Below are 13,737 nucleotides of genomic sequence, written 5' to 3'. Positions count from 1 at the left end.
CCTCCACCTCCACCTCCACCACCTCCACCGTCTTTGGCATAGGCGGAGCCAATCAGCAGGTGGGCGTTAGGAATCACAGCGGACGACAGCAGCATCAACGCGCTAGCCGAGACTGCTAGAAATGTTTTCCTCTTCAGCATGGCAAAGCTCTCCACGGGCTAGGGTCATGTTCGCCGAACGCGCCCGAATGGGCTCAGGCGCAACACCGGTGAGTCTATACCGGTCGCCCCGGGAGCCCGTCACAAGCAGACATACGGACTCGCGCAAAGCGTGAAGGACTACGCAATCCCATCGTCTTCTGCCGTATCGCACAAGACAGCCGCGCTCAGTTGCGTAGGGTGGAAAATCCGCAAATCGGTTTTCCACCATGGGCGTCCAGGCTGCTTCGCTGGTGGATAAAAGAACGTTATCCACCCTACGTCAGCGCGTAAGGCGTACCGGGCGGCGCACCGCTCGCGAAGCAGCACGCCATATTGAACGGCTCAGGTCGGCAACACGCCCCGTGCCCGCGACAGGGTCAGCGCCAGGTCCTCGATCATGTCTTCCTGGCCACCGACGGTACCGCGCCGACCCAGCTCCACCAGCAGTTCACGGGCGGAAATGCCGTACTTCTGCTCGGCACGTTTGGCAAACAACAGGAAGGAGCTGTAGACCCCGGCATAGCCCAGGGTCAGGGCGTCGCGGTCGAGGCGGATCGGCTGGTCCATCATCGGCACCACCAGATCCTCGGCCACGTCCATGATCCCGTAGAGATCGACGCCACTGTCCACGCCCATGCGCTTGAGCACCGCGACGAACACCTCCAGCGGCGTGTTGCCGGCACCGGCGCCGAGGCCCGCCACCGAGCCGTCGATACGCGCGGCGCCGGCTTCGATCGCGGCCAGGGAGTTGGCGATGGCCATGCCCATATTGTGGTGGCCGTGGAAGCCGACCTGGGTCTTGGGGTTCAGCTCGGCACGCAGCAGGCCGATCTTTTCCGACACCTCGGTGGGCAACATATAGCCGGCCGAGTCGGTGCAGTAGATGCAGTTGGCACCGAAGCTCTCCATCAAGCGCGCCTGTTCCAGCAGCTTCTCGGCACTGAGCATATGCGCCATCATCAGGAAACCGACGGTATCCAGGCCCATCTTGGCGGCCATGCCGATATGTTGCTGGGACACATCGGCCTCGGTGCAGTGGGTCGCCACGCGGATGGTGGACACCCCGTGATCAAAGGCCATCTTCAGGTGCTCGACCGTGCCGATGCCCGGCAGCAGCAACGCGGAGATCTTCGCCTGTTTCATCAGCGGCACCACCGCGGCGAAATACTCCTCGTCGCTATGGGCCGGGAAGCCGTAGTTCAGCGAGGCGCCGCCCAGGCCATCGCCGTGGGTGACCTCGATCAGCGGGATGCCGGCGGCATCCAGGCCGCTGGCGACCTTGACCATTTCCTCCAGGGAGATCTGATGCCGCTTGGCGTGCATGCCGTCGCGCAGGCTCATGTCATGGAGGGTGACGTTCTTACCGTGCAGATTCATGAATTTTTCTCCACTTAGCGGGCGGGCAACTGAAGCGCGCCGTTGTGCGCCTCTTCGGCAAACATCTCGGCGGTGCGCAGGCCGGCGGCGGTCATGATGTCGAGGTTGCCGGCGGACTTGGGCAGGTAGTCGCCGAGCCCTTCGACCTCGATGAAGATCGAGACCTTGTTACCGTCGAAGATCGGCCCGTTGATCAGCTTGTAACCCGGCACATAGCGCTGCACCTCCTTGACCATATGCAGCACCGAGGCGCGGATCTCCGCCTGATCGGGCTCGCCTTCGGTCAGGCAGTGGATGGTGTCGCGCATCATCAGCGGCGGCTCGGCCGGGTTGATCACGATGATCGCCTTGCCGCGTAAAGCGCCGCCGATCTGCTCCACCGCACCGGCGGTGGTGCGGGTGAATTCATCGATGTTCTGCCGGGTGCCCGGGCCCACCGAACCGGAAGAGACGGTGGCGACTATCTCGCCGTAGCTGACCGGCTGCACCCGCGACACCGCGGCGACCATCGGGATGGTGGCCTGGCCGCCGCAGGTGACCATGTTGACGTTCATTGCCAGTGTTTCGGCGTGCTGCTTGAGGTTCACCGGCGGTACGCAAAAAGGGCCGATGGCCGCGGGGGTGAGGTCGATCATGATCACCCCCAGCGCGTTCAGCTTGCGGCTGTTCTCGGCATGCACATAGGCCGAGGTGGCGTCGAAGGCGATGCGGATGTCGTCGTCCAGCACATGCGGCAGCAGGCCGTCGACGCCCGCGGCGGTGGTCTTCAGGCCGAACTCGCGGGCCCGTTTGAGGCCCTCGGATTCGGGGTCGACGCCGACCATCCAGACCGGCTCGATCCATTCCGAGCGGCGCATCTTCATCAACAGGTCGGTGCCGATATTGCCCGGCCCGATGATCACGGCTTTGAGTTTCTTGCTCATTTTCATTCCTCGAAGGACACCTGGGCACTGCCCAGGCCGTCGATAGTCAGGGAAAAGCGGTCGCCGGCCGTTACCGGCTCCAGCGGCACCAGCGAACCGGACAGGATGATTTCACCGGCCTTGAACGGAATCCCGAACTGGCCGAGGGTGTTGGCCAGCCAGGCCACGGCGGTGAGCGGGTTGCCCTGCACCGCGGAGCCAAGGCCCTCGCTGATCTTGCTGCCGTTCTTGAACACCTGCATGCGCAGGTTCGGCAGGTCCAGCTGACGCGGATCGAGGCGCTGTTCACCGAGCACGAACACGCCGCAGGAGGCGTTGTCCGCCACCGTGTCCTGAATGCGGATGCGCCAGTCCTGGATGCGCGAATCGACTATCTCGAAGCAGGGCATCACGCACTCGGTGGCATCCAGCACGTCCTGCTCGGTGATGCCCGGGCCGACCAGATCCTGCTTGAGCAGGAAGGCGATCTCGCCCTCCGCCCGCGGCTGGATCAGCTTATTGGCCGAGAGGGAAATCGCCGCGCCCTCGGCGAACCACATCTGCCGGGTCAAGAAGCCGAAGTCCGGCTGGTGCACGTCGAGCATCTGCTGCACGGCCTTGGAGGTGACGCCGATCTTCTTGCCGACTATGGCGTCGCCCGCCGCCACCCGCTGTTCAACGACCTGCAAGGAGATGTGGTAGGCATCCTCGATGCTGATCTGCGGCCAGCGCGTGGTCAGCGGCTGCAAGGTGCTGCCGCTGCTCAGGGCCTGGTACAGCTCGGCGCCGTACTGGCGGCGCAAGTCCTGGCTCATGGTTTGGCCTCCGCGAGGAAGTCCAGGCACTGGCGGTTGAACAGCTCGCGGTGCTCGACCATCACCCAGTGCCCACATTCACTGAGCATGACGAAGCGGATGTTGCGGCAGGCCTCGAGCATCGTTTGCGCGCCAGATGACGGGCAGAACTTATCATTCATGCCCCAGAAACCGAGGATCGGGCATTGCAGTTCGCCCAGGCGATTGGCCAGGTTCGGCACCTGCATGCTCGACAGCACGCAACGCGGTTGTTGCAGGACCACGGCGACCCGTTCGTCGACGGTTTCAGCGCTGATCAGCGCCGGGTCGAACAGTTGCAGGCCGAGCAGCCGGCGCATGCCCGCCGCATCGTTCAGCTCGCCAGCGGCGAAGGCCGCGCCCATCTTCTGGATGCCCTCCATCTGCAGGTAGTACTGCTCTTTTTCCATCAGCCCGCCCGGCGCCATCAGCACCAGCTTGCTGACCCGCGCCGGCTGGTCCAGCGCCAATTTGATGGCGATGGCGCCGCCCAGGGAGTTGCCGACCAACACGCAGCGCTGGATATCCAGGGCATCCAGCAGTCCGCTCAGCGCCGTGACGAAGAAGTCCAGGCTGTAAATGGTTTCCGGTTTGTCGGACGCGCCGTAGCCCGGGAGGTCCGGAACTATGACGCGATAACCGGCGGCGGCGAACTGCGGGTAGTTCTGCTTGAAATTGCTATGACCACTGGCGCCGGGGCCGCTGCCGTGGATAAACACCACGGGCTCGCCCTGCCCAGCCCCAAGATCCAGATAGTGCAACCTGAGTCCATCGTTCAACGTGATGAAATGCCCTTGCGGTCCAGCGCCCATGGGGTTCTCCTCGGGGTTCAGGGTTTACCGGATTATTCCGAGGCGCCCGGGGCGCAACATCGTCCGACAGGACTAGCCGCAACGCCTTGTTGGCGGCCGAGAGGCGGCTCGTAGGGTGCGCTCTGCGCACCAAATGCCCGCGGCAGGTGGTGCGCGGAGCGCACCCTACGCCCTAGTCCCTTCGGACGTTGGCGCCTGCGGGGCGGCGCCCTAGGCTCGGCCGTATCTCAGAATTACAGGCGAGGCAGCCATGCAGAACCCAATGGATTTTCGCGGCAAGGTGGTATTGGTGACCGGCGGCGGCAAAGGCGTCGGCCGTGGCATCAGCCAGCGCTTTCTCGAATGCGGCGCCGAGGTGGTGATCTGCGGGCGCGAAGCACCGCCGACGCTGCCCGAACACGATGGCCGCCAGGCGCTGTTCCTGCCCTGCGACCTGCGCGACTGGGAGCAATCAGTGGGCCTGATCGACGCCCTGGTCGAGCGTTTCGGCCGCCTCGACGTTCTGGTCAACAACGCCGGCGGCGCCCCCAATGCGGATGCCGCCACTGCCTCGCCGCGCTTCTCCGAAGCTATCATCCGCCTCAACCTGTTGGCGCCACTGAACCTCTGCCAGCTGGCCAACCGGGTGATGCAGCAACAGGCCGAGGGCGGCGCCATCATCAATATCTGCAGCGTCAGCGCCACCCGCCCTTCCCCCGGCACTGCCGCCTATGGCGCGGCCAAGGCTGGGCTGCTCAACCTGACCCGCTCGCTGGCGGTAGAGTGGGCACCAAAAGTGCGGGTCAATGCGGTGACCGCCGGGCTGATCCGCACCGAGCAAGCCGAGCTGCATTACGGCGATCAGGCCGGCCTCGCCCGAGTGGCGGCGACCATCCCCTTGCAACGCCTGGCGGAGCCGGAAGACATAGGCGATACCTGCCTGTACCTGGCCTCGACACTGGCGCGCTATGTCAGCGGCGCCGATATCGGCGTGCATGGCGGCGGCGAACGCCCGGCTTTTCTCGACGCCGCCCAGAACCTTTGATCGGAGCACTCAGCAATGCCCTCACAAGCCAGCCATAGCCTGCTGATCGACCTGCCCGTCGAGCAGGTCTGGAGCAAGCTGCGCGACCTGACCCTGGCCCCGCATTACGTGCCGGATCTGACCGGTTGCCAACTGCATGCCGGCCCGGAGCGAGGCCTGGGCGCCAGCCGCCGGGTGTTCCAGAAGAACGGCCAATGGCTTGATGAAACGGTCAGCGAATGGCACGAGGGCGAGGGTTTCCTGATCCGCCTGCATCGTGGGGATAAGGGCGCGCCGGTGCCCTTTCGCGAGGCCTGGTTTCGCTACGCCATTGCTTCGGCCGGTGAGCGTACTGCCTTCACCGCCAGCTTGAGCTACCGCCTGCGCGGCGGGCGCCTAGTGGAATGGCTGCTGGCCAAGGCCTTCGCCAAGGCAGTCAAACAGATCGCCGAGAACCTCAAGACCTTCTATGAAAGCGGGCAGACGCAGAATCGGGATTTCGCCGGCTAGTCGGCCCTCGACCATCAACGGGAGTGGTCATGGGGCGTAATGCGTAGGGCGTACTCGCGCAGCAGTACGCCGTCTACCAGGCGGACTGTTCGCGGCGCTCCTGAGTCCGCCCTACGGGTTCTCAGCCAGCACTGCCGCTGGTCTGCGAATGGGCGCTAAAGCGCGTTTCGACTATCTTCCAGCCGCTCTCGGTCAACCGATAGCGATCCTGGTAGAAGCCGCCAAGCTGGCGGGTGGCGCCGCTGTTGGCGTCGATATTGAAATACCAGAGCGCCCAACGCGCCGACGCCTCGGTCGCCGACAGCAACTCGATTTCCGGATTAGCGCCATGATGCAGGTCGATCACCGAGTCATGGCAGGCCAGTTCCCGGTACAGCGCGACGAAGCTGCCACGCTCGCGAAAGGTCCCCAACGGGCCATAGTCGATGAGGATTTCGCCCTCGGCGAAGCAGTCGCGAATGCACTCGACCTCCTTCAGGTCGCAGGCATTGAGGTAGCGGTGTTTCAACTGGCGGATCGCCTCGAGCGCCTCCAGCCGGGCGATGCGTTGCTCCTGGCTCATGCTTCACCCCGCAATTCCAGGTTGACGTCGCTCCAGTAGGCCTTCATCGAACGGATCTTGCCGGCGGCATCGAACTCCATCACGTCGATCACCTGGATCGAGCACAGCTTTCCGCCCCAGTTCAGGTCGACGCGAAACGGCATGGCGCCGCAGCCATTCAGCGTGGCCCGCACCGGACCGGTCAGGCTGGCCGAAGCATCGGTCTTGCCGAGGCCCTCGCGGTAAAAACGCTCGATGGCGGCGATGCCGACAATCGCTGGCTTGCCGACCGGGTCCTCGACCACGGCATCCTCGGCGTAGAGCGCGACTATGGCGTCGATATCCCCGGCATCCACCAGTTCGACATAGCGCGCCATGGTTGTCTGGATCTGTTGTGGACTGATCATTGCCATCTCCCCTAGACCACTTCGAACAGAGCGGCGGCACCCATGCCGCCACCGATGCACATGCTCACCACCACATAGCGCAGGCCGCGGCGTTTACCCTCGATCAAGGCGTGGCCGACCATGCGCGCGCCGGACATGCCGAACGGGTGGCCGATGGCGATGGCGCCGCCGTTGACGTTCAGGCGCTCGTCGGGGATCCCCAAGGTGTCGCGGCAATAAAGCACCTGGCAGGCGAAGGCCTCGTTGAGTTCCCACAGGCCGATATGGTCCATCTTCAGGCCATGGCGCTTGAGCAGCTTGGGGATCGCATAGACCGGGCCTATACCCATCTCGTCGGCGTTGCAGCCGGCCACGGCCAGGCCGCGGTAGATGCCCAACGGTTCCAGACCTTTCTGTTCGGCCAGCTTGGCACTCATCAGCACCGAGGCCGAGGCGCCGTCGGACAGCTGCGAGGCGTTGCCGGCGGTGATGAAGCGGCCCGACTCGGTCCACTGCCCGCCCTGCCACACCGGCTCCAGCGCCGCCAGGCTCTCGCGGGTGGTGCTTGCGCGGTTGCACTCGTCGCGGCCCAGGGTCACGCTCTCGTAGCGGGTCTCGCCGCTGGCCTTGTCGAAGAACGCCTGCCGGCTGGTCAGCGGCGCCAGTTCCAGATCGAACAGCCCGGCGCTTTGCGCCAGGGCGGTACGCATCTGGCTGTGGTAGCTGTACTCGTCTTGCTCCTCGCGGGAGATGCCATAGCGCGCGGCGACTATCTCGGCGGTCTCGATCATCGGGATATAGGCGGTCGGATCGAGTTCAAGCACCGCATTGGACTGGTTGCGGTAGAGATTCTTGTGCTTGTTCTGCACCAGGGATATGGACTCCAGCCCACCGGCCACGGCGATGTCGATTTCGTCGCAGATGATGCCCTTGGCCGCGGTGGCGATGCTCATCAGGCCGGAAGCGCACTGACGCTCCAGGGCCATGCCGGCCACGGTCGAGGGCAAGCCGCCGGCAAGCGCACAGAGCCGGCCGAGGTTATAGGACTGGGTGCCCTGCTGCGCGGCTGCGCCGATCAACACGTCGTCCACTTCGCCCGGCTCGATACCGGCGCGGCGCACGGCCTCGCGCACTACATGGCCGCCCAGCACGGGCGCCTCGGTATCGTTGAAGGCACCACGGAAGGCCTTGCCAATCGGCGTGCGGGCGGTGGAAACGATTACGGCTTCTTTCATTTGTTTGTTCCTCGAATTCAGGTTCTTGGCGAGAGTCCTACCCTCTCCCCAGCCCTCTCCCTCAAGGGAGAGGGGGTTTAACTCCCAGCACCATGGCCAACGAACAAGTAGGGTGGATGTCGCTGTTTACATCCACCAACCGGCGCCGCGCCGGTGGATGTTGAAAAACGACATCCACCCTACTGTCTCGCGCTGGGGCTGAAACCCCGCAGCCACGGCCAACCACGTTCAGTACCCTCCCCCTTCAGGGGGAGGGTTAGGGAGAGGGTCGCTTTCACGCCGGGTAATAACGACTGATGGTGTCCACCACGCAGGCCGGCCGCTCTTCGCCCTCGATCTCGACCGTGACGCGGATGCACGCCTGCACCCCGCCCTTGATCTCCTCGACCGCCAGCAGCTCGGCGCTGCCGCGCACGCGGGCGCCGACTTTGAGCACGTTGGGGAAACGCAGGCGGTCGCAGCCGTAGTTCACCCCCATGGCGATGCCGCGCACCTCGACGATCTGCGGCAGGAACAGGTTGACCAGCGCCAGGCTCAGGTAGCCGTGGGCGATGCAGGCGCCAAATGGGCCCTGGGCGGCCTTGTCTGGATCGACGTGAATCCACTGGTGATCGCCGGTGGCCTCGGCGAACAGGTCGATACGCTGCTGTTCGATGGCGAGCCACTCGCTATGGCCGAGCTGCTCACCGACGCTCGCGGCCAGCTCGAAGGGACTGGTAAAAATCATCGTCATGCTTAGGCCCTCTGGCTGGAGACCGACAAGACTTCGCCGGTCATATAGGAGCTGTAATCGCTGGCCAGGAACATCATCACGTTGGCCACTTCCCAGACCTCAGCCGCGCGGCCGAAGGCCTCGTTCGCGGCGAGTTTATCCAGCACCTCTTGCGGCGCGGATTTGCGCAGGAAGTCATGCAGGGCGATGCTCGGGCTCACCGCGTTGATGCGGATGCCGTGCTCGGCGGCTTCGACTGCGGCGCAGCGGGTCAGCGCCATCACCCCGGCCTTGGCCGCGGCGTAGTGCGACTGCTCCTTCTGCGCGCGCCAGCCGAGCACCGAAGCGTTGTTGATGATGGCCCCTGACCGGCGCTCGATCATCTTCGGCAGCATGGCGCGAGTCATGCGCATGGTGCCGGTGAGGGTCACGTCCAGCACGCGCTGCCACTCCTCGTCCGGCATCTCCACCAGCAGCCGCGAGCCACCGAGGCCGGCGTTATTGATCAACACATCGACACCGCCCAGATCGCGTTCGGCGGCGGTGACCAGCGCCTGCACCTGCTCTTCGACGGTGACGTTGCAGACCTGGGTGAAAACCTGGTCGAGACCGGTTTTCTCGCGGATCTTCAGCGCCGCTTCCTGCAGCCGGCCCTCGTGGATATCGCTGATCATCAACGCCCGGCAGCCTTCCTCGGCGGCCCGCAGCGCGGCGGAAAAACCGATGCCGGCACCCGCGGCGGCGGTGATCAGCACGGACTTGTCGTGCAGCAACTGGTGCCCAGGCACGTAGGTCGGATTGAGCATATTCAGATTCCTCAGGCCAGATTCAGGCGCGAACGCGGGGTTCTTTCGGCATCCCCAGGGCGCGTTCGGCAATGATGTTGCGTTGGATTTCGTTGCTGCCGCCGTAGATCGTGTCGGAGCGGGTGAACAGATACAGCGACTGCAGGCGGTTGAGCTGGTACGGCGCGGCCTCGATCAGCTCGGCCTCGGCGCCGAGCACGTCCATCGCCAGCTTGCCGAGGTTGGCGTGCCAGCTGGACCAGAACAGCTTGTAGATCATCGCGTCTTTGCGCAGCGCACCGTCCTGGGCGCCGGAGAGCATGCGCAGCGAGTTGTAGCGCATGATCCGCAACCCGCCCCAAGCCTCGGCCAGACGCTGGCGCAAGATTGGATCGCGGGCGGCGCCATTGGCCTTGGCGATGGCGATGATCTCGTTCAGCTCATTCTGGAACTGCATCTGCTGGCCGAGGGTCGACACCCCGCGCTCGAAGCCCAGCAGCGCCATGGCGATCTTCCAGCCCTCGCCGGGCAAACCGACGATATTGCTGGCGTCGGTTTCGGCATCATCGAAGAACACCTCGTTGAATTCCGAAGTACCGGTGAGCTGCTCGATCGGCCGCACCGTGATGCCCGTCTGTGCCATCGGCACCAGCAGGAACGACAGGCCGTGGTGACCGACGCTGCCGGGCTCGGTGCGGGCGATCACGAAGCACCAGTCGGACTCGTGGGCCAGCGAGGTCCAGACCTTCTGCCCGGTGATCCGCCATTTGCCGCTGGCTTCATCCAGCACCGCACGGGTCTTGACGTTGGCCAGGTCGGAACCGGCGCCGGGCTCGGAATAGCCCTGGCACCAGAACTGGCTGCCGCTGACGATGCCCGGGAGGAACCTGCGCTGTTGCTCGGCGTTGCCGAAGGCGGCGATGGTCGGCCCGGCCAGGCCCTCGCCGATATGGCCCATGCGCCCCGGCCCACCGGCACGGGCGTATTCCTCGTGGAAGATCACCTGCTGGCTGATCGACAGGCCGCGCCCGCCGTGCTCGGGCGCCCAGCCCACGCAGGTCCAGCCGCCTGCGGCGAGCGTGCGCTCCCAGGCTTTGCGCTCTTCGGGGAACATGTGCTCGTCGCCCGGCCCGCCGCGAAAGCGCAGCGGCTCGAATTCACCACCGAGGTGGTCCGCCAGCCAGCCGGCGACTTCCTGGCGGAAGCGCTCGTCTTCCGTGCTGAAACTGATCTTCATGGCTGCTCCCCCAGTGGCTGTTCATCCAGCAACGCGACGGCGATCCGCTCGCGGTGCAACGCTGGCGTGCCGAGGAAGTTTTCGCTGGCGCGGGCGCGTTTGAAGTAGAGGTGCGGGTCATATTCCCAGGTGAAGCCGACGCCGCCGTGCAGCTGGATCGACTCCGCCGCGCAATGGAAGAACGCCTCGGAGCACTGCGCCTTGGCCAACGCCGCCGCCAGCGGCAGTTCGGTCGCGACCTGCGCGTCGCCCGCCGGATCGAGCAGTTCCTGCGCCACGCAGGCAGCGTAATAAGCCGCCGAACGCGCGCACTCGACTTGCAGCATCATGTCCGCCGCGCGGTGCTTGAGGGCCTGGAAGCTGGCGATGGGACGGCCGAACTGCTGGCGTTCCTGCATGTAGGCGACGCTCAGGTCGAGAACCTGTTGAGCGCCACCGGTCTGCTCGGCGGCCAAGCCGATGCAGGCCAACTGGAGGATGCGTTCGAGTTGCGGCCAAGCCGTACCGAACCCGCCCATCAGGCAATCGGCGCCGAGATACAGATTGTTCAGTTGCAGCCGCGCCTGCCGGCGGGTCTGGTCCATGGTCGGCAACATCTGGCTCTCGATGCCGGTGCTGTCGGCCGCCAGGGCGAACAGGCTGATGCCCGCCGCACCGGTCGAACCTGGGGTTCTGGCGGCGACTATCAGCAGGTCGGCGCTGTGCCCGTCGAGCACGTAATTCAGCGTGCCATTGAGCACGAAGCCTTCGCCCTCCGGGGCGACGCTGGCCTGCACCGTCTCGGCGTCCCAGCGGTTGGTGCTGGCGAAGGCCAGGGTGCCGCTGACGCTGCCCTCGGCAATCTGTGGCAGCCATTCGGCTTTCTGCCGTTCGCTGCCGGCCAGCAGCAGCGCCGGCGTGGCCAGGCAGGCGGTCGCAAAGAACGGCGAACAGAGCAGGCGGCGGCCCATCTGCTCCAGCAATATCGCCAGCTCGACGAACCCCAGGCCGAGGCCGCCATACTCTTCGGGAATATGGATCGCCGGCCAGTACATCTCACCGCATAGGCGCTGCCACAGCGCGCGGTCATAGCCCAGCTCAGTGGACATCGCCGCCCGCACCGCTGCGGAGTCGGACACATCCGCGAGAAAGCTCTCGGCGGACGCGCGAATCATTTCCTGCTCGTCGCTGAACGCAAATTCCATAGGTGCGCCTTCTGCTCGTCTGGCGGGGCGAATACGGCTACGCCCCCTTCGCCAGAGAGTCTGGAGGCTCAGGGTAATCGGGGAATCGTTACCGCCGCCTAGTCCGAACGGCCGATGCCCGCACAGGGTCGTTTCGGCTTTTTATAGCGTCACTCTAAAAACAAAAATCGCGAGGCCACGATGCGCGCCACACTCCTGATCGCCCTGCCCCTGCTCGGCCTGCTCGGTGCCTGTTCCGAACCCCATGACCCCACCTCCCTGGCCAGCCAGGGCGAGGCGCCCGCCCTGCTCGGCACACCAACCAAGGCACGACAGCTGTCCGGCGCGGTTCCCGCCAGCCCGTTCATGGCCGCCAACGGCAGCGGCTACATGCATGTCGATGGCTACAGCTCCGACGCCCATCCGGGCCCCGGGCCTTTGGGGAGCGACACCCAGGTGAACAGCCGCGACGGCAGCCGCAAGCCAGGCGGCATGTGCCCGATCCACACCTTCGACCGGCAAGGTCGGCTGGTGGTGCTCTGCGCCAACCTGCTGCAATTCGAGCTGCAACTGTTGGAGCCGCGCACGCTCAAGCTGCTGGCCCGGCACCAGTTGCCGCCGCGCCCCTCGACTTTCCACGCGTTGATCACCCTCGACCCGGACAAGATCATGTCCGACACCTCCGGCGCGTATTTCTACATAGACGAGCAGGATCGCGTCGTCATCGCCGACGCCGAACAGCGTATCCAGCGCATCGCCCATCGTGAGACCAGCCCGGGACAGTGGACCTTCGAAGTGGTCGACAGCTGGGACCTGAGCGCCCAGGTCCCGCACGACTGCGTGCGTCCGAGCAACTGGTTCGCGGATGGCGAGTGCGACCCCATCACCGGGGTGATGCCCGATCACCAGGGGCTGATCTGGTGGATCACCCGCCGTGGCCGCATCGGCACGCTGAACCCGCAGAATGGCCAGGTCCGGGGCACCCAGCTGGACGGCGAGGAAATCCAGAACGGCATCTCGGTAGCGGCGGACGGCGTCTATCTGGTGTCCGATCACGCCCTGTACCGCTTCACCGCCGACACCGGCGGCAAACCCGTGCAGGGCTGGCGCGAAGCCTATGACCGCGGCACGGCTCGCAAGATCGGCGCGATCAACCAGGGCAGCGGCACCACACCCACCTTGCTGGGTAGCCGCTATGTGACCATCACCGACAACAGCGATGAACGCATCAATCTGCTGGTCTACCGCCGCGAACAGGATTACCAGGGCCAGCGCCTGATCTGCCAGGTGCCGTTGTTCGGCAAAGATGCCTCGGCCACCGACAACTCGATGATCGGCTGGGGCCGCTCGATCATTCTCGAAAACAACCATGGCTATACCAGCGCCTTCGCCCAGCAGGACTGGAATGCGGTAAGCGGCGGCATCAGCCGTATCGACATCCGCGAAGACGAATCGGGTTGCGATCTAGTCTGGCATTCCACTGAGCGTTCGCCATCGGTGGTAGCCAAACTGTCGGTGGCCAACGGACTGGTCTACTTCTACACCTACAAGACGCAGCCCGGCGGCGAGAACGCCTGGTACCTGATGGCGCTCGACTTCAGCAGCGGCGAGACGCTGTTCAAGACCCTCAGCGGGGTTGGCCAGGCCTTCGACAACAACTGGTCGCCAATCACCCTGGCGCCGGACGGCACCGCCTACGTCGGCACCTTCGGCGGCCTGGTGGCGTTCTGGGACGGCGCGGCAAAGGGGGACTGACATGGCCCGCCCGCCCGCGCGCCAGCGCCTGCTCGACGCCGCCGCCGCGCTGCTCGCCGAGCAGGGCCCCAGCGCCCTCACCACCCGTGCGGTGGCGGCCCGGGCCGGGGTCACCGAGGCCAGCCTGTTCAACAACTTTGGCAACAAGGCCTGCCTGCTGCGGGCCCTGCTGCAGGAAGGCAGCGCCGAATACCCGGCCTTCATCGCCGCCCTCGCCGCCCCGGCCGAACCGCTGGAAGGCTGGCTCGCCGAAGTCTTCAGCCGCGCCCGTGCCTGGTTCCGCCGCGTCCTGCCGCTGTCCGGCCAAGTCCTCGGCGAGCCAGCCCTCCACCGGCTCGGCCGGGGC

The 13,737-nt window shown here is 65.3% G+C and carries 15 protein-coding genes; 4 read left to right on the top strand and 11 right to left on the bottom strand.

The features are described from left to right. Positions 1-482 precede the first annotated feature (482 nt). Genes dmpG through FFS12_RS19755 form a run of 4 tightly spaced genes read right to left on the bottom strand, consistent with a single transcriptional unit; the run spans position 483 to position 4,064 of the window. Positions 483-1,517, bottom strand: a complete 1,035-nt coding sequence (gene dmpG / locus FFS12_RS19770; protein WP_137889442.1) for a 4-hydroxy-2-oxovalerate aldolase — start codon at positions 1,515-1,517, stop codon at positions 483-485. Between the two features lie 14 nt (positions 1,518-1,531). Continuing rightward, entirely contained in the window at positions 1,532-2,440 is a 909-nt protein-coding gene (locus tag FFS12_RS19765; RefSeq protein ID WP_137889440.1) for an acetaldehyde dehydrogenase (acetylating), read from the bottom strand. A 2-nt stretch (positions 2,441-2,442) separates the two neighbouring features. Next, the gene (locus FFS12_RS19760) at positions 2,443-3,234 is read right to left on the bottom strand and encodes a fumarylacetoacetate hydrolase family protein (protein ID WP_137889438.1); all 792 of its coding nucleotides are present in this window, start codon (positions 3,232-3,234) and stop codon (positions 2,443-2,445) included. Next, positions 3,231-4,064, bottom strand: coding sequence for an alpha/beta fold hydrolase (locus tag FFS12_RS19755; RefSeq protein WP_137889436.1), 834 nt, complete (start codon positions 4,062-4,064; stop codon positions 3,231-3,233). The genes FFS12_RS19760 and FFS12_RS19755 overlap by 4 nt, the downstream gene beginning before the upstream one ends. 250 nt (positions 4,065-4,314) lie before the next feature. Here FFS12_RS19755 and FFS12_RS19750 point away from each other — a divergent pair, with 250 nt between their 5' ends. Together FFS12_RS19750 and FFS12_RS19745 are read left to right on the top strand one after the other, a co-directional pair. Further along, positions 4,315-5,088, top strand: a complete 774-nt coding sequence (locus FFS12_RS19750) for an SDR family oxidoreductase (protein ID WP_137889434.1) — start codon at positions 4,315-4,317, stop codon at positions 5,086-5,088. 15 nt (positions 5,089-5,103) lie between these two features. Then, a complete protein-coding gene (locus FFS12_RS19745; protein WP_137889432.1) occupies positions 5,104-5,577 on the top strand; it encodes an SRPBCC family protein in 474 nt (157 codons plus the stop codon). A gap of 121 nt (positions 5,578-5,698) precedes the next feature. On the opposite strand, the gene FFS12_RS19740 is transcribed toward FFS12_RS19745, so the two are convergent. The 7 genes from FFS12_RS19740 to FFS12_RS19710 all read right to left on the bottom strand — a co-directional run bounded on the left by FFS12_RS19740 (position 5,699) and on the right by FFS12_RS19710 (position 11,657). Further along, a complete protein-coding gene (locus FFS12_RS19740) occupies positions 5,699-6,139 on the bottom strand; it encodes a nuclear transport factor 2 family protein (protein ID WP_137889430.1) in 441 nt (146 codons plus the stop codon). Then, positions 6,136-6,525 carry a steroid Delta-isomerase gene (locus tag FFS12_RS19735; RefSeq protein WP_137889428.1) on the bottom strand — a complete coding sequence of 130 codons (390 nt, stop codon included), beginning with the start codon at positions 6,523-6,525 and terminating at the stop codon, positions 6,136-6,138. The genes FFS12_RS19740 and FFS12_RS19735 overlap by 4 nt, the downstream gene beginning before the upstream one ends. An 11-nt stretch (positions 6,526-6,536) precedes the next feature. Beyond that, entirely contained in the window at positions 6,537-7,739 is a 1,203-nt protein-coding gene (locus FFS12_RS19730; RefSeq protein ID WP_137889426.1) for an acetyl-CoA C-acyltransferase, read from the bottom strand. Between the two features lie 274 nt (positions 7,740-8,013). Next, positions 8,014-8,472 (bottom strand): MaoC family dehydratase, encoded by a 459-nt coding sequence (locus tag FFS12_RS19725; protein ID WP_137889424.1) that lies wholly within the window; start codon positions 8,470-8,472, stop codon positions 8,014-8,016. Positions 8,473-8,474: 2 nt separating this feature from the next. Then, positions 8,475-9,257: an SDR family oxidoreductase gene (locus FFS12_RS19720; RefSeq protein ID WP_137889422.1), complete on the bottom strand. Its 783-nt coding sequence runs from the start codon at positions 9,255-9,257 to the stop codon at positions 8,475-8,477. Positions 9,258-9,279: 22 nt separating this feature from the next. Further along, entirely contained in the window at positions 9,280-10,473 is a 1,194-nt protein-coding gene (locus FFS12_RS19715; protein ID WP_137889420.1) for an acyl-CoA dehydrogenase family protein, read from the bottom strand. Continuing rightward, positions 10,470-11,657 carry an acyl-CoA dehydrogenase family protein gene (locus tag FFS12_RS19710; protein ID WP_137889418.1) on the bottom strand — a complete coding sequence of 396 codons (1,188 nt, stop codon included), beginning with the start codon at positions 11,655-11,657 and terminating at the stop codon, positions 10,470-10,472. Before FFS12_RS19710 ends, FFS12_RS19715 begins: the two co-directional genes overlap by 4 nt. Positions 11,658-11,837: 180 nt before the next feature. Here FFS12_RS19710 and FFS12_RS19705 point away from each other — a divergent pair, with 180 nt between their 5' ends. Together FFS12_RS19705 and FFS12_RS19700 are read left to right on the top strand one after the other, a co-directional pair. Next, positions 11,838-13,391 carry a hypothetical protein gene (locus FFS12_RS19705; protein ID WP_137889416.1) on the top strand — a complete coding sequence of 518 codons (1,554 nt, stop codon included), beginning with the start codon at positions 11,838-11,840 and terminating at the stop codon, positions 13,389-13,391. Position 13,392: 1 nt separating this feature from the next. Continuing rightward, on the top strand, positions 13,393-13,737 hold a 345-nt coding region (locus tag FFS12_RS19700), incomplete at its 3' end, for a TetR/AcrR family transcriptional regulator (protein WP_137889414.1).

This window comes from Pseudomonas sp. 2FE, from assembly GCF_005503735.1.
In the GTDB taxonomy this organism is placed as follows: Bacteria; Pseudomonadota; Gammaproteobacteria; order Pseudomonadales; family Pseudomonadaceae; genus Aquipseudomonas.
The sequence above is the reverse complement of the archived record's forward strand: the minus strand, read 5'-3'. Positions and strand labels throughout refer to the sequence as shown.